Genomic DNA, 18,872 nt, shown 5'->3' with positions numbered 1-18,872 from the left:
GTTGGGCGACCACCAGTTCAGCGCTGGAGATAGTCTTCCATCCGCGCAGTCCATTTGGTGTCGAATTCCGCAATATGCCGCTGTGCTACGCTCGAGTTCAGCAGCGTCGAGAGCGCGGTCACGGCGATCGGGTCCAGGTCGGGCGGCTCCGTGTAGCCAAGCGCCGCCAGCCGTTGAGCCCATGATGGATGGGTAGACTTTGCGTCATCCGGGCTTGCCCACGCCTTGCGGGCGCAAACATTGAGGCAAATGGGTTCTCGCAGCTGGCCGGCAGCTTCCAGCACGCGCTCGAGCGGCGCTCGCGGCGGACGCAAAGCACCTCGCAATTCATGCTGCAAAGGGTCATAGACCGTCTCCGTGAAATGCACGTCTGCCGTGGCAAGAAGCAACAGCGCGCGTGCGGCGTGCTCGGCGTCGCCGGAGGATGCCGCGTGTCGATCTGCCTTGATCTCCGCTTCGCGCGAAAGCCGGATTTCTTCCCGCTCGAACGATTGCGCCAGCCAGCCGATAGCGGCGTGGAGCAGGCTGCCTGTGATCGTGGTTCCGGGCGGGGCATACTCGAAGACAAATCCGAAACCGTTTTCGAACTCAGCGAGATTGAGGCTGCCATTGGTATCCTTGTTGCGCACATGCGCGTCCTCATGGGCAAGGATCGCGGCAAGCGCTCTTTCATCGGTCACTGCGAGGAGAGGGATGCCAATGGTTAGAAACAGCCGATTGCCGAGAAGGCCGAGAAGCGTGCGCTCTTCGCGCACGCTGGCGTTCAGGTTGCCCTCTAGTATGACAACCGTGCGCGCAGCACGGCGCGGTCCGGCGACGCTCCGCCACAGCGCCCACAGGCCGGGCGCTTCTGCTTCACTGACGCCTTTGATCTTGCTGCGTCGGAAGCCCGCAAACAATGTGCCGAACAGAAATGCCAAGGCCGTGGTGGCGATCGGCATGACGACAAAGCCGCTGGCCATAAACCAGATCGGATGGTTGTCGAGCAGGGACATCCAGACGCAGAAGACGACGAGGGCGGGAACAACGAAAAACAGGACCGTGAACCTGCCAAACCGCCGACCGGCGCTGATGATCAGTCGCGACATTGGATGTTACAACGGGATGTTGTCGTGCTTCTTCCAAGGGTTCTGCATGTCCTTGTTGCGCAGCATGCGCAGTGCCCGGGCAATGCGGCGGCGGGTCGAATGCGGCATGATCACCTCGTCGACATAGCCGCGTTCGGCGGCGACGAAGGGCGACAGGAAACGGTCCTCGTAAGCCTTTGTGTGAGCTGCGATCTTTTCGGCGTCGCCAATATCCTTGCGGTAGATGATCTCGACCGCGCCTCTCGCCCCCATCACCGCGATCTGCGCCGTCGGCCAGGCATAGTTCATATCGCCGCGCAGGTGCTTTGAGGCCATCACGTCATAGGCGCCGCCATAGGCTTTGCGGGTGATGACCGTGATTTTCGGCACGGTCGCCTCGGCGTAGGCAAACAGGAGTTTCGCGCCATGCTTGATCAGGCCGCCATATTCCTGCGCGGTGCCGGGCAGGAAGCCGGGTACGTCGACGAAGGTGACGATGGGAATGGAAAAACAGTCGCAGAAGCGCACGAAGCGCGCCGCCTTGCGGCTTGCGTCGGAATCGAGCACGCCGGCCAGCACCATCGGCTGGTTGGCGACGAAGCCGACGGTGCGGCCTTCGACGCGGCCGAAACCGGTGACGATGTTCTTGGCAAAGTTCTGCTGGATCTCGAAGAAATCGCCTTCATCGGCAACTTTGAGGATCAGCTCCTTGATGTCGTAAGGCTTGTTGGCGTTGTCTGGGATCAGCCGGTCGAGCGACAGATCATGGTCGGTGACCGACTGGTAGCACTCGATCTCAGGAAGCTCCGACGTATTTGACGCGGGCAAAAGGTCTACCAGCCGGCGCATCTGCAACAGCGCCTCGACGTCATTGTCGTAGGCGCCGTCGGCAATCGACGATTTGGTCGTGTGGACGGACGCGCCGCCAAGGCTCTCGGCCGTCACCGTCTCGTTGGTGACCGTCTTCACCACATCCGGCCCGGTGACGAACATGTAAGAGGTGTCGCGCACCATGAAGATGAAGTCGGTCATCGCAGGCGAATAGACGTCGCCGCCGGCGCACGGGCCCATGATCACGGAAATCTGAGGAATGACGCCGGATGCGAGCACGTTGCGCTGAAAAATCTCGGCATAGCCGCCTAGCGCCGCCACGCCTTCCTGGATGCGGGCGCCGCCGGCGTCGTAGATGCCGATGATCGGCGCGCGGTTGCGTAGCGCCATCTCCTGCACCTTGATGACCTTTTCGGCGTGAGCCTCCGACAGCGAGCCGCCGAAGACGGTAAAGTCCTTGGCGAAGAGATAGACCGGACGGCCATTGACGGTGCCCCAGCCGGTGACGACACCATCGCCGGCGATCTTGGTTTTCTCCATGCCGAAGTCGGTCGAGCGATGCTCGACATACATGTCGAACTCCTCGAACGAGCCTTCGTCGAGAAAGACCTCGATACGTTCGCGCGCCGTCAGCTTGCCCTTCTTGTGCTGGGCGTCGATGCGGGCCTGGCCGCCACCCATGCGGGCGATCTCGCGGCGGCGCTCGAGTTCCTTCAGCACGTCCTTCATCGCTCGGTCTCCAGAAATGGCAGCTGCATTTGTGGTAATGATGCCTGCAGGCGTGTGCAAGCGCCGCTTTCGGCCTCGATTATTGCGCTGCAACATGTGGCCCCTTGCATTCCGGAGCGAACTCAGCCATATGCAGCCCATAGGCGCTTGGGCCGGAGATTCCGGCCTTCTCGACAAATGAGACTGGTTGCGTCTGTTTTCCCTCTTTCCGGTATATCGGCCTCTCTTTCCGATACATCACGAAGTGGCGAAAGAGCCCCGTGGCATGACGCCTGCGGGCACGACAGCGCAGCCGAGTGGACGTTACCGTCCGCCCGCCTTGTCGTTTCATATCAAATTTTTCGACGGCAGGTTGCGCCCTGCCGTCATCGATGTTTGCGGCCAAGACCGCGTGAAAGAAGACTATTTTGACCAACGAAAACACCTCAGCCGGTAACGCAATCTCGGCCGGCAACACTACGGAACTCACCGGTTTCGCAGCTCTTGGAATTACCGGCGCGCTGCTCAAGGCGACGCATGGCGCCGGCTTCACCGAGCCGAAGCCGATCCAGACGCAGGCGATCCCGCCGCAGATGGAAGGCCGTGATATCTTCGGCATCGCCCAGACCGGCTCCGGCAAGACCGCTGCCTTCGCGCTGCCGATCCTGTCGAAGATCATCGCGCTCGGCACCAAGCGCCGGGCCAAGACCACCCGTGCGCTGATCCTGGCGCCGACGCGCGAACTCGCCGTCCAGATCGAGGACACCATCAAGATCCTCGCCAAGGGCGCGCATGTCTCGACCGCTCTCGTGCTTGGCGGCGTCTCGCGCTTCAGCCAGGTGAAGAAGGTCGCTCCCGGCGTCGACATCCTGATCGCCACGCCCGGCCGCCTGACCGACCTGGTGCGCGAGGGCGACCTCATTCTCTCCGACACCAAATGGCTGGTGCTCGACGAGGGTGACCGCATGCTCGACATGGGCTTCATCAACGACGTCAAGCGGATCGCCAAGGCGACCGCGCCCGACCGTCAGACGGTGCTGTTCTCGGCCACCATGCCCAATGAAATCGCCGAACTGGCGAAGGGCCTGTTGAAGAACCCGATCCGCGTCGAAGTCGCGCCGCAGAGCACCGCTGCTGCCGAAATCGTGCAGGGCGTCGTCTTTGCCCGCACCAAGCAGAAGCGCCAGGTGCTGTCGACGATGCTCGCCGACGAGGCAATGAAGTCCGTCATCATCTTTTCGCGCACCAAACATGGCGCCGACCGGGTGACCAAGGACCTCGAACGCGACGGCTTCAAGGCCGCCGTCATCCACGGCAACAAGTCGCAGAACGCCCGCCAGAAGGCGCTCAACGATTTCCGCGAGGGCTCGGTGCGCATTCTCGTGGCTACCGACATCGCGGCGCGCGGCATCGACGTCCCCGGCATCAGCCATGTGGTGAATTTCGATCTGCCGGATGAGGCCGAAAGCTATGTCCACCGCATCGGACGTACCGGCCGTAACGGGATGGACGGCATTGCCATCACGCTTTGCGATCCTTCCGAAAACAGCAAGCTGCGTCAGGTCGAGCGCATCATCCGCAGCAAGCTGCCGATCGTTGCCGACCATCTCGGCAGCCCGGATCCGGTGCGCAATCCGGCCGAAAAGAACGAGCGCTTCGAGCCCGCCAACGATCGCAACGACCGCAATGGCCGTCGCGACGGCAGGCGGCCCGGTGGCCAGAACAACGGCTTCGCCAAGAAGCGTTTTGGTGACAAGCCGGCCTTTGCGGGTGCAAGCGAGCGCAAGCCGGAAGGCGCCAAGGCCTTCAAGGGCAACAACAAGCGCCGCTTCGGCGGCAAGCGGCCCGCGGCGCGGGCTGCGTGATCAGACGAACCGGTCAGGCTCGTCGAGCCTGGCTTGATTGCTGACGATTGTATATGAGGACGGCCGGGGCAATGCTTCGGCCGTCCTTTTCGTTTAGGGCTGCCCGGCAATTGCCTTCACCCACACGACGATCCGCTGCGCCAGGAAAGCCGTGGTCGAGGGCGACAGCGCGTCGCCGGCAATGACGTGGTCGTCGGGATCGCCATTGTCGTCGACGGGCACCAGTTCATGCGGTGCGCCCCAGCGGCCGGCGATTTCGCGGGTGCGATCCTGGCGCACCACCTTGTCGGAATCCGAGAAGATGAACAGCGCCGGTATGGTTGCCTTCTCCACAGGCGCTGCGTAGGCAAGGTTGGTCAGCGCCGCCATCGGTAGCACGGCCGCCATTGGATAGGTGTGCGTCCAGAGTTTCTCGTGCAGCGCGTTGCGGGTCGTAAAGCTGCGCTCCTTGCCGCCGACGAACTCGGCGATCTGCCTGCCCCAGGGCATGGTCAGCAGCTCGGCGCCTGCAGCCCTGACGCCGAAATTCGGCGAGATGAATGCGATTGCAGCGACGCCGTCCGATGCGCCAGGCTCAGTCGCCGCCCATGCCGCCAGCGATCCACCGGTCGAGGTGCCGATGACGATCACCTTGTCGCCGATGGCCCGGCCGATGGCGAGCGCCTCCTCATAGTCGTTGATCCAGGCATTGACGCTGCCTTGCGCCATAGCAGCGCCGTCCTGACCATGACCGGTGAGGCGGGTGTAGAAAAGGTTGGCGTCGAGTTGGTCGGCGACCTCGTCGGCCAGCGGGCGAACCTCGCCCTTCGATGCCGAAAAGCCATGGATATAGACGATCGCCAATGGCGTCCTGGCGTGAACCATCGGATCGGCCCAGATGATTTCTTTCTCGAGCGCGTCGCGGACGTTGGGAACGGTAGCCTCTTCACGCGCGATATACGCTTGCGGATCGTCGCCGATCACCTTGGGGTCGAAGCTGATTGTTGTGTCGACGGGAACGCGCGGACCAAGCAGGAGGGCCAGGACAAGGATGATGACGACGCCCAGCACCGCAAGCACGATCCGTCGCCCCATCTCAGACATCACAACAATTCTAAAGCCTATGGCGGCCGGTGCAGTCAGGCAACAGCCGGGCTGTGGACAGCTATTCGTTCGGCGGCTTGCGGTCGAAATTCAGCGGCCGCCCTGTCCAGCGGGTCGCCGTGCTGATGAACCACCGGCAGACTGGCCTTGGCAGCAGTGCCAGCAGCTTCAGCCCCCAGCTCAGCCGGTGAGGGAAGGTAACCTCGAAGCCGCCATGCTCGATGCCGCGCAGCATGCGGCGCGAGGCGCGGTTGACCGGCATCAGTCCCGGCATCGGCAGCATGTTCTTTTCGGTCAACGGCGTGTCGATGAAGCCCGGATTCATCACCTGGATGCGGACATTCATCTTGTCGAAATCGTATTTCAGCGACTCGGACAGGATGTTGATCGCCGCCTTCGAGCCGCCATAGGCCGCCGTGGTCGGCCAGCCGAAATAGGCGGTGACCGACCCGACAAGCACGATATGGCCGCGCGCACGGATGCGCATGCGCTCCATGAGCGGGACGAGGCCATTGATGATACCGAAATAGTTGACCTCGAAGGTCTGGCGAAAGTCGCGGACCCTGAGGTCTTCGCCGGGCGTGGCGATGTAGTTGCCGGCGTTGAAGACGGCGAGCACGATCGGGCCGAGCTCCTTTTCGATCGCCGCCACCGTGCTTGCCATGCGCGGCTCATCGGTGACGTCGCAAGGGTAGGCGACGACACGTCCCGGCATCTGCGCAGTCTCGACGATGAGCGCGTCGAGTGGGTCGCCGTCGAGTGCGGTGACCGCGACGACAAAGCCCTTTGCCGCGAGGTCCTTTGCCAGCGCACGGCCGATGCCGCTGCTGCCGCCGGTTATCCAGGCGACGCCGTGCTTCGGGTTGGCCCGGTAAAGTGTCATTCTGCGCCCTGCCGATCTGTCATTAGTGCTCTAGCGGTGAAAAAATCGAATGAAAAGAGCGCTTTTCCGTACTGGTTGAAATGATCGTCATCGCGCGTTGTCCGGCCGCGGGAGATTGCAGTGCCCGAAATGCGACTGGACCAGGCGAATTCTTGCCTTGAAACGCACGCTTCGGGTTTCTAGGGTCTCGCCGCAGCTACATAAGGAATCCCGGATGCCCCGTTCTGTGATCGAAGCGATCGGCAACACGCCCCTGATCCGCCTCAACAAGGCCTCGGAGCAGACCGGCTGCGAGATCCTGGGCAAGGCCGAGTTCATGAACCCCGGCCAGTCGGTCAAGGATCGCGCAGGCCTGTTCATCATCCGCGACGCCGAACAGCGCGGGCTGTTGAAGCCGGGCGGGGTCATCGTCGAAGGCACGGCAGGCAATACCGGCATTGGCCTGACGCTGGTTGCCAAAGCGCTGGGCTATCGCACAGTGATCGTCATTCCCGACACCCAGAGCCAGGAAAAGAAGGACACGATCAAGCTGCTTGGCGCCGAGCTGATCGAAGTGCCGGCGGTGCCTTACAAGAACCCCAACAACTACGTGAAACTGTCGGGGCGGCTAGCCGAGCAGATGGCGAGGTCGGAGCCGAACGGCGCGATCTGGGCCAACCAGTTCGACAACGTTGCCAATCGCGACGGCCATATCCGCACCACGGCGGAAGAAATCTGGACGCAGACCGGCGGCAAGGTCGACGGTTTCGTCTCGGCGGTGGGTTCGGGCGGAACGCTGGCCGGCGTCGCCTTCGGGCTGAAGGCCAGGAGCAGCAACGTCAAGATCGCGCTCGCCGATCCGCTAGGTGCGGCGCTCTATTCCTTCTACACCAGTGGCGAATTGAAGTCCGACGGCAGCTCGATCACCGAAGGGATAGGGCAGGGGCGCATCACGGCAAATCTCGATGGGTTCACGCCGGACTTCTCGTTCCAGGTGCCGGACGAGGAAGCGCTGCCGATCGTCTTCGAGCTGATCCAGGAAGAAGGCCTGTGCGTCGGCGGTTCGACCGGCATCAACATTGCCGGCGCGATACGGCTGGCGCGCGAGCTTGGCCCCGGCCACACCATCGTGACCATCCTTGCCGACTATGGCACGCGCTACCAGTCGAAGCTGTTCAACCCGGAATTCCTGCGCGAGAAGAACCTGCCGGTGCCGGGCTGGATGGATGAGCGCAGCGCAATTTCGGTGCCGTATGAGAAGGTCGCCTGATGGCGCACAGAACAGAAGCGCTGTTTCGCGACGACGCCTATCTCAGAGCGGCTGACGCCACTGTTGTCGCCATCAACGAGCGCGGCGGCATCATTCTCGACCGGACCATCTTCTATGCCACATCGGGCGGCCAGCCTGGCGATACCGGCACATTAGAGCGCGCCGACGGCAGCCGCATCGCCATTGCCGCCACCATCACCGGCGAGACCAAGGACGAGATCATCCATGTACCGGCGCCGGAGCAGCCGGCACCCGAGGTCGGCGAGCGGGTGAAACTCGCCATCGACTGGGAGCGGCGGCATCTCCTGATGCGCATGCACGCAGCTTGCCATTTGCTCACCGTAGTCTGTCCGTTTCCGATTACCGGTGCTGCGGTTTCCGAAGATGACAGCCGCGTCGACTTCGACGCTCCCGATGCCGGCTTCACCAGGGAAGACGTCACCGCCGGGCTGATGGAGCTGGTGCGAGCCGATCATCCGATCTTCATCAGGCTGATCACCGACGAGGAACTGGCAGCCAATCCTGGCCTGGTGAAATCCAAGAATGTCCGGCCGCCCGCCGGCACCGGCAAGATCCGCCTGGTCTGCATCGGCGACAACGCTTCGATCGACAGCCAGCCCTGCGGCGGCACCCATGTCAAAAGCACCGGCGAAGTCGGTGAAATCCATATCGGCAAGATCGAGAAGAAGGGCCGCGAAAACCGGCGTTTTCGCATTCGCTTCGGACCGCTGCCGGTAGCTTGAACGAACCATGATCCCGAAAAGTGGAAGCTGGTTTTCGGGGAAGATCATGGTCAACAGGAAGCAATGCTTCGCCAAGGCGGAGCAGGAGAAGAACAATGGCCGATGACAGCCCTTTCACCGTCGATGCGGACTGGTTGCAGAGCCGTCTTGGCGAGCCCGGCCTGACGATCGTCGATGCATCCTGGTATCTGCCGGCGCAGAAGCGCGATGCGCGCGCCGAGTATGAGGCTGCGCATATTCCGGGCGCGCGATTCTTCGATCATGATGCGGCCTCCGATCCTGATGCCAAGCTGCCGCACACGCTGCCCTCGCCACAGCATTTCGCGCAATATGTAGGCGCCATGGGAATTTCGGCCGACGACACCATCGTTGTCTATGACGGTCCGGGTTTCTTCTCGGCGCCGCGCGCCTGGTGGATGTTCCGCGTCATGGGCGTGTTCCAGGTCTATGTGCTCGACGGCGGCTTCGACCGCTGGAAGGCGGCGGGCCGGCCGGTGACGGCGGAGCCGACCAAGATCGCGCCGAATGTGTTTCATGCCGATTTCGATGCCGCTCGCGTCGCCAGCCTTGCCGACATGCGCCGCATCGTCGAGACTGGCGAGAGCCAGATTGCGGACGCCCGAGGCGCGGGCCGCTTCACCGGCGCCGAGCCAGAGCCCCGCGCGGGTGTTCGCTCCGGCCACATGCCCGGCGCGCACAATTTGCCTTATTCGGCGCTGTCGCTGGATGGCGCGCTGTTGTCGAAGGACCAGTTGCGCAAGGCCGTTGAGGATGCCGGCATCGATCTGTCGAAACCGGTCGTCACCTCTTGCGGTTCCGGCATAACGGCGGCCGTCGTCACGCTGGCGCTGGAGACGCTCGACCACACCGACAACCGGCTCTATGACGGCTCATGGACGGAATGGGGCGGGCTGGCAGACACGCCCGTGGTGACGGGCAAGGAATGATGGCGATGGAAAACGGCGCGCTGGACGACATCGAGGTCACGGTCACGTTTCTGGAAATGCATGTGCCGCCGGCCTATTCGCCGCCGTTGCCTTACAACAGGCAGATCGCGCTGCTCAGGACCAAGGACATTCCGCTGCATTTCTACCGCTATCTGATGGATCGGGTCGGGCGCAAATGGCACTGGGTCAATGTGCTGAGGCTGGACGATGACGAGCTTGCCGCCGGGATCCACCGCGAGGACCGCGACATCAGGGTGCTTTATCTCGACGGCGCGCCGGCCGGTTTCTTCGACCTCAAGCCGCATTTGCCAGAGGAAGTCGAACTCGCTTATTTCGGCATGATGGAACATGCGACCGGGCAAGGCATCGGCCGTTGGTTCCTCGGTGCGGCGATCGCCGCAGCATGGTCGTATGGACCGAAACGGGTAACGGTGCAGACCTGCACGCTCGACCATCCGGCTGCCTTGCCGCTCTACCAGAAGCTCGGTTTTGCACCGGTGGCGCAAAAGAAGGAGACCGTGCATCCGCTGCCGTTCGCCGAGCGTTCGGCCAGCGTCATGCGGCCGTGACTTTCTCCGACTAAAGGCTGAACCGACCGTTCATGGCGAGGAATTCCTGCTCGTGCGGACCCAGGACGAGAAGTGGCGCAATCGCCGGGTGACGCTGCGCCGCTTCGACATTTCATCCACTGATCATGCCAGGGTTCTGAGCAGTCCGGCTTGAAATGGCCGGCAGCCTTGGCAGGAATCGGGTGGGAAGCAGCTATGTGGCGGCATATTCCGGTCAACGACACCGGAGATTCAGCCATGACCGTTCACTTCAAAGCCTTGCCGACTGAAGATGTGAGAGCGCTGCAGCGCGGCGGGGCGGACGCCTATGGCCAAACGCCTGAGCGGAAGGTTTCCGATGGCGACGGCGTGCCGTGCCGGCATTGCCTGAGAAACGTCGCCGAAGGCGATGGCTATCTGATCCTGGCCTACCGGCCGTTTCCGGCGTTGCAGCCTTACGCCGAGACAGGACCGATCTTCCTGCATGCGCAGGAATGCGAACGCGCAGCCGAGACGGAAGCGCTTCCAGAGATGCTTGACAGCAGCGACTATATCGTGCGCGGCTATGGTGCGGATGACCGCATCGTCTATGGCAGCGGCGGCGTCATTCCGGCTGGCGGCATTGCGGCGCGGGCAGAGACGCTGTTTGAGCGCGCTTACATCGCCTATGTCCACGTCCGCTCGGCGCGCAACAATTGTTATCAGTGCCGCATCGAGCGTTTCTGACAAAAAGATGCCCGCCGGTGGTCTGGCGGGCAGTTGGGAACCGTGTGACGGCTCCATCCGTCAAGTTGGCAGCTCTGTCTGCGCATGCTTTTCGAATGGCGGATGTGAAGCACTTCACACAGCATCGCGATTGTCGGCCGGCATGGCGACTCACGCCGATGCCGGTTGGGACTTGTCGTACTCCCGTCGCATTCTCGCGCTAAAAACCAGCGTCGATGGATTGCCGACCGCGGATGAACCGGCGGGGATCTCGACGACCGAGGAAGCGGGGCTTTGGCTCCGCTTTTTTGTTGTCCGCCAGCCTGTTCACTTCCGACGTCAGGAATTTTGCGCAAAGAAAAAGCCCGCCGGAATTGACCGACGGGCCTTCGCCGTGTGTGTGTGCGGCGTTTAGTTGAATTTATACTTCGCGCCGACGCGAACGGTCTGGAAGGAAGGCTCGTCGGTGAGGAAGCCGTCCGAACCGAAATCCTCTTTCTCATACTGCGAATAGCGGTATTCGAGACCAAGCGTCATGTTGCTGGAAACGGCCGTTTCCAGGCCGCCGCCGACCGAGAAGCCGCTCGAGCCCCAGTCGATGATGTCGCCAACGGGCGAGGAGGCATGCAGGTCGAAATGCTGCCAGCTGTAACCGCCGAGGACATAGGCCAGCGTCGATTCGTTGACCTTGGCGCCGATGCGGGCCAGGGCATCGAAGCCATAGTCGGCATCGCCTTTGATCGACCCACCCGGAATGTCCAGCTTCGAGCGTATGCCGGAATAGCGGGCGTCGACCAGAACGCCGGCGACCCAGCCGCCGAAATCATGGTCGTAACCGATGCTCGCCTCGCCGAACACGCCTTCGCCGCCGATGCCATCCAATTCGAGGGCGCTGGCGAGCGTCAGGTCATGCACCACGGTGCCGGCGCCAAGCGCGCCGCCGACATAGAAGCCGGTCCAGTTGTAGGTCGGAGCAGCAAACGAGGCACCGCCGCCATTCTGGGCGCCGAAGCGGTAGTTGGCCGCGATGTGGAAGGTATGGCTGGATGGCTCGACATCCAGAGAGGTCCCCGGGCCGCCGATAATGCCGAGGTCAGCCACCGAGTCGTCGCCATAGTTGGCGTAGCGGTACTCGGTCTTGATCGTCCAGTTGCCGCGCAGCACGGTTTCCATGCCAACGCCGACGACATAGCCGCCACGGTTCTCCGTGAAATCAAGACCGTCGGCAAAGCCCGAACCCTCGAGCTTGAAATGGTTCCAGGTGTAGCCGCCGAGCACATAGCCGAGCGTATCGGGGTTCAAGAGATAGCCGGCGCGCAAGCCGACGTCGAAGCCATAAGCGTTCGTCAGGTCGATATCAGCGCCCGGAAGGCTGATCGACGGACCGATATTCCCGATGTTTGCGTCGATGAAGCCGCCAAGCAGGAAGCGCTCGGAGACCATATAGTCGTAGCCGGCGGTGATTTCGCCAAACACGCCGTTGCCGCCGATCCCGTTGAAGTCGATCACCGGGTCGACGCTGATGCGATGCACGGTGGCGCCGAAGCCGCCGCCGATGCCGACATAGGCGCCGCTCCAGTTGAAACCGGCAGGTTCTTCCACTGGCTGCACAACATCGGCGGCATGCGCTACCGATATCAAAGCCATTGCCGAAACGGCCCCGAGAAGAACGGATTTAGCAGAGATGAACATTTTAGCCCCTTAGCATAAGAACAAACCCGTCCGTGTTCTAACAGGACGCTCGCCAATATTGGAATGACAAAAATGCCACATCGGCAGGCAAAAGCACCGCCAAGCCGGGCCGTTTCGCCGTGATGTTGCCTTAGAGCCCGCAATTTGTGAGCACGCGGCCAATAAAAAACCCGCCGGCGCAACCGGCGGGTGAGGGAGGCAGAACTGCTTGAGTCGATTAAGGCGTCTGGTCAGGCAGCCAGAACCACTTTCGGTTCGACCAGCTCATAGCCGAGTGCTTCGGCGACGGCGCGATTGGTGATCTTGCCCCTGTGGACATTGAGGCCGTTGCGCAAATGGTGGTCGTCGACCAGCGCCTTCAGGCCCTTGTCGGCCAGCTGCAGGCCATAATGCAGCGTCGCGTTGTTGAGCGCGTGCGCCGAGGTCACCGGCACGGCTCCCGGCATGTTGGCGACGCAGTAGTGGATCACGCCGTCGACCTCATAGGTCGGCTCGGCATGGGTAGTGGCGTGCGAGGTCTCGAAACAGCCGCCCTGGTCGATGGCGACGTCGACCAGCACCGAGCCCTTCTTCATGCCCGACAGCATTTCGCGAGTCACCAGCTTGGGTGCAGCAGCACCCGGGATGAGCACGGCGCCGACGACGATGTCGGCCGAGAAGCATTCTTCCTCAAGCGCCTCGACTGTGGAGTAGCGGGTGTGGACGCGGCCGGTAAAGAGGTCGTCCAGCTGGCGCAGGCGCGGGATCGAGCGGTCGATGATGGTGACGTCGGCGCCGAGGCCGACCGCCATGCGGGCGGCATGCAGGCCGACGACGCCGCCGCCGAGCACCGTGACCTTGCCGGGCAGTACGCCGGGCACGCCGCCGAGCAGCACGCCGCGGCCACCATTGGCCTTCTGCAGCGCGGTCGCGCCGGCCTGGATCGACAGGCGGCCGGCAACTTCCGACATCGGCGCCAAGAGCGGCAGGCCGCCGCGGTCGTCGGTTACGGTCTCATAGGCGATTGCGGTGACGCCGGACGCGAGCAGGCCCTTGGTCTGCTCCGGATCCGGGGCCAGGTGCAGATAGGTGTAGAGAATCTGGCCGTCGCGCAGCTGCGCCCATTCGTTGGGCTGCGGCTCCTTGACCTTGACGATCATGTCGGACTTGGTGAACACGTCGGCGGCGGTCCTGGCGATGGTGGCGCCGGCGGCGCGGTAGGCATTGTCATCGGCGCCGATGCCGGCGCCGGCGCCGCTTTCGACCAGCACTTCATGGCCATGCGCGACATATTCGCGGACGGAGCCCGGCGTCAGGCCGACGCGGTATTCGTGGTTCTTGATTTCCTTGGGGCAGCCGACGCGCATAGTCTTCTCCTGATCCGGCCCTTCGGGCTCGTTCCCTGTATCAACCGAGTGAACCACGAATCGTTGCGCAGGTGTTTGCGAATGCGCTTGCGCGGGGTCACGCGTTTCGATAATCGTTGCGCGAAATCAAGGAAATTTCGCAGGAATCACGAGAAATGCCGCTCGACAGGATCGATATCGCCATTCTCGAGGCTCTGCAGAAGGATGGGCGCATACCCAATGCGGCGCTCGCCGAAAGGGTCGGCCTGTCGCAGTCGGCCTGTTCGCGCCGGCTCGACAATCTGGAGAAATCCGGCACCATCCGCGGCTATCACGCCCGGCTTTCGAATGCCGCGCTCGGCCACCAGATGACGGCGATCGTGCACATATCGCTGTCGGGCCAATTCGAAAAGACGCTGTCGGATTTCGAGGCGGCGATCAAGCGCTGCCCGAATGTGCTGTCGTGCCACCTGATGTCGGGCGAATACGACTACATCCTGCGCATCGCCGCCAAGGATCTGGTCGACTATGAGCGCATCCACAAGGAGTGGCTGTCGGCGATGCCGCATGTGACCAAGATCAATTCGTCGTTTGCCTTGCGCGAGATCGTCGATCGGACGGCCATGGGCATGAAGCCCGAGCTTGCTTAAAAAGTCGCCTTGTATTTTTTATTATTTTGTATTATCACGTGAGCCAAGGTTGATTTAGAGGAGCGACAAATGACCAGAGCGGGCGATCTCCGAGCGTTGAGGTTGGACAAGCGGCTAACTCAGTTGGAGGTCGCGGAAAAATTAAAGGTTAGCCAGGCGCATTATTCAGCAATCGAGCGCGGCCAAAAGGCTCGCGAAATCACAGAGGCATTGCTGGTGATTGGTAGCATGCGGAAGAGGACAGATCGCACGAGCGGAGGCGATGTAAAGGCCGGGCGTCAGAAGTAACCATTCCTGACCCTCCGTCTCAGCGTAAGCTCGGAGACTACACTGTTGGGTTGGGGCTCAGGTTTTCCGCCTCAGTTACAATCTGGTCCATCGGAATATCGTGCGGCTGCGGGTAGATGGTGGCGATGCGCTGCAACTCGTAGCCGACACCGATGACCAATGGCTTGAACGGCATCGCCGCCAGCGTGCGGTCGAAGAAGCCGCCGCCGTAACCCAGGCGGTAATTGCGCGGGTCGATGCCGACAATCGGCGAGATGACGATATCGGGCAATACCGGATCGCCCTCGGCCGGGATCGGGATGTTCCAGACGCCCTTTTCCAGCCGGTCGCCGGGAACATAGGCACGGAAGACCAGCGGCTGTCCCTTGTCGACGACGACGGGCAGCGCCGTGCGGCCGCCGCGTTCGTTGATCGACGCCATCCATGGCCGCAGGTCCGGCTCGCCGCGAAACGGCCAGTAGAGGCTGACCATGCGGCCGGCAATGTCGCCGATCGCGGCGTCAAGGCCTTCGGCGATGGCTTGCGACATCGCCGCCCGCGTGTCGGCGGAAACCGCCAGCCGCGCCGCGATCAGTCGTTCGCGCTCGTCCTTGCGCCAACGGCGCACATCGGTCCAGTCGGTCAATGGCGCGCGAAATTCCGGATCGAGTTCGTGCATGAAGCAAGGCGGCGAAGAATATTGCGCCCGCCCTTTGCCATCTTTGTCATCGTCGTTGGCCATGCTTCACTCCCGTGGTTCCAGCCCTGCAAGGCTATACCCGTCCATGCTTGCCGACATAGGCATTCGCGACATCCGGCGACGAGTCCTGGGCAGCCTTAAGCGGCAATCTAGCTCGCCGCGACATTGTTGCGGTGCACAAAAATCACTAGATAAAGGGAGACAAACAGGGGTGAATGCGATGAGTGAAACCAGCCATCATGTCGTTGTCGTCGGCGCAGGGTTCGGCGGTCTCGAGCTGACCCGCGCGCTCTCCGGCGCACCCGTGCGCATCACCATGATCGACAAGCGCAACCATCACCTTTTCCAGCCGCTGCTCTACCAGGTGGCGACCACCTCGCTGGCGACCTCGGAAGTCGCCTGGCCGATCCGTCATCTGCTGCGCAAGCGCGAGGACGTGACGACCCTGCTCGGCAACGTCACCGGCGTCGACCGTCCAGGCAAACGCGTGCTGCTTGAGGACGGCAGTTCTGTTCCCTGCGACACGCTGGTGCTCGCCACCGGCGCGCGTCATGCTTATTTCGGCCACGACGAATGGGAGCCTTTCGCGCCCGGGCTGAAGACGCTTGAAGACGCAACCACCATTCGCCGGCGCATCCTGCTCGCCTTCGAGCAGGCCGAGCGCGAGACCGATCCGGCCAAGCGCCAGGCACTGCTGACACTGGTCATCGTCGGCGGCGGCCCGACCGGCGTGGAGCTTGCCGGCACCATTGTCGAACTCGCGCATGAAACGCTGCGCGGCGAATTCCGCAACATCGACACGCGTGAGGCGCGTGTGGTGCTGGTGGAGGCCGGAGACAGGATCCTAGCCAATTTCGCGCCAAAGCTGTCCGACTATGCGCGCAAGGCGCTGGAGCGGCGGGGCGTCACGGTCGAGCTTGGCCGCGCCGTCACGCGCCTCGATGCCGAAGGCGTCGTCTTTGGCGAGACGCATCTGCCGGCGCGAACCATCCTGTGGGCCGCCGGCGTAGCGGCTTCGCCCGCGGGAGAGTGGCTGGGCGCGCCGGTGGACCGGGCGGGCAGGGTAATGGTCGAGCCCGATCTGACCGTGCCGAACAGTCCGGAGATCTTCGTCATCGGCGACACCGCGCATGTGTTGCGGCCGGATGGCAAGCCGGTCCCCGGCGTGGCGCCGTCGGCCAAGCAAGAAGGCAAGCATGTTGCGGCGACGATCAAGGCGCGGCTGGCTGGCGATAGCGCGCCGCGCCCTTTCCGCTACAAACATGCCGGCGACCTGGCGACGATCGGCAAGTGGGCAGCCGCGATCGATTTCGGCTCGATCAAGCTGACGGGATGGCTTGCCTGGTGGCTGTGGGGCGTGGCGCATATCTACTTCCTGATCGGTTTTCGCAACCGGCTCTCGGTGTCGCTTAGCTGGCTATGGATCTATTTCACCGGCCAGCGCAGCGCGCGGCTGATCACCCAGGGCGATGATAACAAGGGCTGAGGTTCTCAACCGCGGCCAAGGATATTCATCCAGCCGTCACCTTTTGCTGATCGACTGACTTCCCGATGGACATGGCCGGTTTTCGGCGCGAAGCTTCCGCCCGGGGCTGGGATCTTGTCACGTCGCTGGGAAGGAAAACCAATGCCGCATCTCAATTACCCCGTCTCCCGCCGTAGTTTTCTTGCCGGTGCGGCCGCCAGCGGGGCGCTGATCATGCTGCATCCGTTTTCCGCCCGAGCGCAGGCCAATCAGGCGCATCTGAGGATCATGGAGACCACCGACATCCATGTGAATGTGCTGCCTTACGACTACTACGCAGACAAAGCCAACGACACGATGGGCCTGTCGCGGACGGCCTCACTGATCGCGGCGGTGCGCAAGGAAGCCACCAATGCGATGCTGATCGACAATGGCGATCTTTTGCAGGGCAATCCGATGGGCGATTACATCGCCTATGAGAAGGGCCTCAAGGAAGGCGATCTGCATCCGATCATGAAGGGCATGAACCTGCTGGGCTATGAATGCTCGACGCTCGGCAATCACGAGTTCAACTACGGCTTGTCGTTCCTCGACAAGGTGCTGGCCGGGGCCAATTTCCCCTTCGTCTGCGCCAATCTGATCCGCGGCACCGAGCTTGCCGCCAAACCGCGCGACGACAAGCTCTACCTCAAGCCCTATGTCATCCTCGACAAGAAGATCAAGGACGGGTCGGGCGCCGAGCAGCCGATCAAGATCGGCATCATCGGCTTCGTGCCGCCGCAGATCATGGTCTGGGACCTGAAGAACCTGGAAGGCAATGTCAGGACGCGCGACATCGTCGAGGCGGCCAGGGCATGGGTGCCGCAGATCAAGGAGGAGGGCGCCGACATCGTCATCGCGCTCTCGCATTCCGGCATCGATATCAAGCAGGGCGACGGCATGGAGAACGCCTCCTTCTTCGTCGCCCGCGTCGAAGGCATCGATGCGGTGTTCACCGGCCATCAGCATCTCGTCTTCCCCGGCAAGAAGGATTTTCAGGCGCTCGAAGGCGTCGACACCGAGAAAGGCACGCTGCAGGGCAAGCCCGCCGTGATGGGCGGTTTCTGGGGCTCGCATATGGGTCTGATCGATCTGCTTCTGGAACGGGACGGATCGAAATGGCGCGTAGCCTCGGCCACATCGGAGGCAAGGCCGATCTACCAGCGCGTCGACAAGGCAAACAAGCCGACGGTGGCGGACGACCAGCGCGTCGTCGATGCGCTGAAGCCGGACCATGAGGCGACACTTGCCTATGTCCGCCGACCGGTCGGCAAGACCTCGGCGCCGCTCTATTCCTATTTCGCGCTGGTCGCCGACGATCCGTCGGTGCAGATCGTCAACCAGGCGCAGAGCTGGTATCTCAAGGACATATTGAAGAGCACGCAGTGGAAGGATGTGCCGCTGCTGTCGGCGGCAGCACCCTTCAAGGCCGGCGGGCGCAACGGCGCCGACTACTATACCGACGTGCCGGTGGGCGACATCGCCATCAAGAACGTCGCCGACCTCTATCTCTATCCGAACACGGTGCGCGCCGTCGAAATCACCGGCGCGCAAGTGAAGGAATGGCTGGAAATGTCGGCCGGCATTTTCCGGAAGATCGAGCCGGGCAAGGCCGACCAGGCGCTCATCGACACCGAATTCCCGTCCTACAATTTCGATGTGATCGATGGCGTCAGCTACGGAATAGACCTGTCGCAGCTGCCGAAATACGATGCCAAGGGTGGCGTCGCCAATGCCGGCTCGAACCGCATCATCGGCCTCAGCTTCGACGGCAAGCCTATTGATCCGGCAGCGAAATTCGTCGTCGCCACCAACAATTACCGCGCCGGCGGTGGCGGCAATTTCCCCGACATCAATGCCTCGAAGATCATCTACGAGGCGCCGGACACCAACCGCGACGTGATCGTGCGCTACGTCGTCAGCGAAGGCACGATCAATCCCTCGGCCGACGACAATTGGTCGTTCACGCCGCTGCCCGGCACCAGCGTCGTGTTCGAGACCGGCCCCAAAGCGAAGGATTTTATATCGGGAGTGAAATCGCTCAAGATCGAGCCGGCCGGCGAGGGCGAATCCGGGTTTGCGAAGTATCGCATCCTGCTTTGAGT

At 62.5% G+C, this 18,872-nt stretch carries 17 protein-coding genes; 10 read left to right on the top strand and 7 right to left on the bottom strand.

Annotated elements, in window-relative coordinates; all coding sequences use genetic code 11:
* Positions 1–17: 17 nt before the first annotated feature.
* Together NKH38_RS18700 and NKH38_RS18695 are read right to left on the bottom strand one after the other, a co-directional pair.
* Positions 18–995, bottom strand: coding sequence for a M48 family metallopeptidase (locus NKH38_RS18700; RefSeq protein ID WP_352762084.1), 978 nt, complete (start codon positions 993–995; stop codon positions 18–20).
* A 99-nt stretch (positions 996–1,094) separates the two neighbouring features.
* Positions 1,095–2,627 carry an acyl-CoA carboxylase subunit beta gene (locus NKH38_RS18695; protein WP_023734050.1) on the bottom strand — a complete coding sequence of 511 codons (1,533 nt, stop codon included), beginning with the start codon at positions 2,625–2,627 and terminating at the stop codon, positions 1,095–1,097.
* A 407-nt stretch (positions 2,628–3,034) separates the two neighbouring features.
* Between NKH38_RS18695 and NKH38_RS18690 the strand changes: the two genes are divergently transcribed.
* Positions 3,035–4,471, top strand: coding sequence for a DEAD/DEAH box helicase (locus tag NKH38_RS18690; protein WP_023698795.1), 1,437 nt, complete (start codon positions 3,035–3,037; stop codon positions 4,469–4,471).
* Positions 4,472–4,564: 93 nt separating this feature from the next.
* Here NKH38_RS18690 and NKH38_RS18685 read toward each other — a convergent pair whose 3' ends face one another.
* Both NKH38_RS18685 and NKH38_RS18680 read right to left on the bottom strand, forming a co-directional pair.
* Entirely contained in the window at positions 4,565–5,545 is a 981-nt protein-coding gene (locus NKH38_RS18685) for an alpha/beta hydrolase (RefSeq protein ID WP_352762085.1), read from the bottom strand.
* Positions 5,546–5,615: 70 nt separating this feature from the next.
* Entirely contained in the window at positions 5,616–6,437 is an 822-nt protein-coding gene (locus tag NKH38_RS18680; protein ID WP_352762086.1) for an SDR family oxidoreductase, read from the bottom strand.
* A gap of 214 nt (positions 6,438–6,651) precedes the next feature.
* On the opposite strand from NKH38_RS18680, the gene NKH38_RS18675 reads away from it, so the two are divergent.
* From NKH38_RS18675 to NKH38_RS18655, 5 genes are all read left to right on the top strand, one after another.
* Positions 6,652–7,686, top strand: coding sequence for a cysteine synthase A (locus NKH38_RS18675; protein ID WP_023688429.1), 1,035 nt, complete (start codon positions 6,652–6,654; stop codon positions 7,684–7,686).
* A complete protein-coding gene (locus tag NKH38_RS18670; protein ID WP_352762087.1) occupies positions 7,686–8,429 on the top strand; it encodes an alanyl-tRNA editing protein in 744 nt (247 codons plus the stop codon). The genes NKH38_RS18675 and NKH38_RS18670 overlap by 1 nt, the downstream gene beginning before the upstream one ends.
* Positions 8,430–8,524: 95 nt before the next feature.
* Positions 8,525–9,376, top strand: a complete 852-nt coding sequence (sseA, locus tag NKH38_RS18665; protein WP_352762088.1) for a 3-mercaptopyruvate sulfurtransferase — start codon at positions 8,525–8,527, stop codon at positions 9,374–9,376.
* A 5-nt stretch (positions 9,377–9,381) separates the two neighbouring features.
* Positions 9,382–9,945: a GNAT family N-acetyltransferase gene (locus NKH38_RS18660; RefSeq protein WP_023688432.1), complete on the top strand. Its 564-nt coding sequence runs from the start codon at positions 9,382–9,384 to the stop codon at positions 9,943–9,945.
* 237 nt (positions 9,946–10,182) lie between these two features.
* Positions 10,183–10,650, top strand: coding sequence for a DUF1203 domain-containing protein (locus NKH38_RS18655; RefSeq protein ID WP_352762089.1), 468 nt, complete (start codon positions 10,183–10,185; stop codon positions 10,648–10,650).
* A gap of 390 nt (positions 10,651–11,040) precedes the next feature.
* On the opposite strand, the gene NKH38_RS18650 is transcribed toward NKH38_RS18655, so the two are convergent.
* Both NKH38_RS18650 and ald read right to left on the bottom strand, forming a co-directional pair.
* Complete coding sequence (locus NKH38_RS18650; protein ID WP_084569944.1) at positions 11,041–12,276, bottom strand: outer membrane protein; 1,236 nt, start codon at positions 12,274–12,276, stop codon at positions 11,041–11,043.
* 275 nt (positions 12,277–12,551) lie between these two features.
* On the bottom strand, positions 12,552–13,667 hold the full coding sequence (gene ald / locus NKH38_RS18645; protein WP_027050830.1) for an alanine dehydrogenase: 1,116 nt from the start codon (positions 13,665–13,667) through the stop codon (positions 12,552–12,554).
* A 155-nt stretch (positions 13,668–13,822) separates the two neighbouring features.
* On the opposite strand from ald, the gene NKH38_RS18640 reads away from it, so the two are divergent.
* Together NKH38_RS18640 and NKH38_RS18635 are read left to right on the top strand one after the other, a co-directional pair.
* Positions 13,823–14,296 carry an Lrp/AsnC family transcriptional regulator gene (locus NKH38_RS18640; RefSeq protein WP_023668897.1) on the top strand — a complete coding sequence of 158 codons (474 nt, stop codon included), beginning with the start codon at positions 13,823–13,825 and terminating at the stop codon, positions 14,294–14,296.
* Between the two features lie 69 nt (positions 14,297–14,365).
* Positions 14,366–14,584 (top strand): helix-turn-helix domain-containing protein, encoded by a 219-nt coding sequence (locus NKH38_RS18635; RefSeq protein WP_352762090.1) that lies wholly within the window; start codon positions 14,366–14,368, stop codon positions 14,582–14,584.
* A 37-nt stretch (positions 14,585–14,621) separates the two neighbouring features.
* On the opposite strand, the gene NKH38_RS18630 is transcribed toward NKH38_RS18635, so the two are convergent.
* Positions 14,622–15,305, bottom strand: coding sequence for a 5-formyltetrahydrofolate cyclo-ligase (locus tag NKH38_RS18630; protein WP_352762091.1), 684 nt, complete (start codon positions 15,303–15,305; stop codon positions 14,622–14,624).
* Positions 15,306–15,483: 178 nt separating this feature from the next.
* Between NKH38_RS18630 and NKH38_RS18625 the strand changes: the two genes are divergently transcribed.
* Both NKH38_RS18625 and NKH38_RS18620 read left to right on the top strand, forming a co-directional pair.
* Entirely contained in the window at positions 15,484–16,749 is a 1,266-nt protein-coding gene (locus tag NKH38_RS18625; protein WP_352762092.1) for an NAD(P)/FAD-dependent oxidoreductase, read from the top strand.
* Between the two features lie 141 nt (positions 16,750–16,890).
* Complete coding sequence (locus tag NKH38_RS18620; RefSeq protein WP_352762093.1) at positions 16,891–18,870, top strand: bifunctional 2',3'-cyclic-nucleotide 2'-phosphodiesterase/3'-nucleotidase; 1,980 nt, start codon at positions 16,891–16,893, stop codon at positions 18,868–18,870.
* Positions 18,871–18,872 lie beyond the last annotated feature (2 nt).

Origin of the sequence: Mesorhizobium sp. M1078 (assembly GCF_040318615.1) — a bacterium.
Classification (GTDB): Bacteria; Pseudomonadota; Alphaproteobacteria; order Rhizobiales; family Rhizobiaceae; genus Mesorhizobium.
Note: the sequence above shows the minus strand (reverse complement) of the source record. Positions and strands in the feature narration are given on the sequence as shown.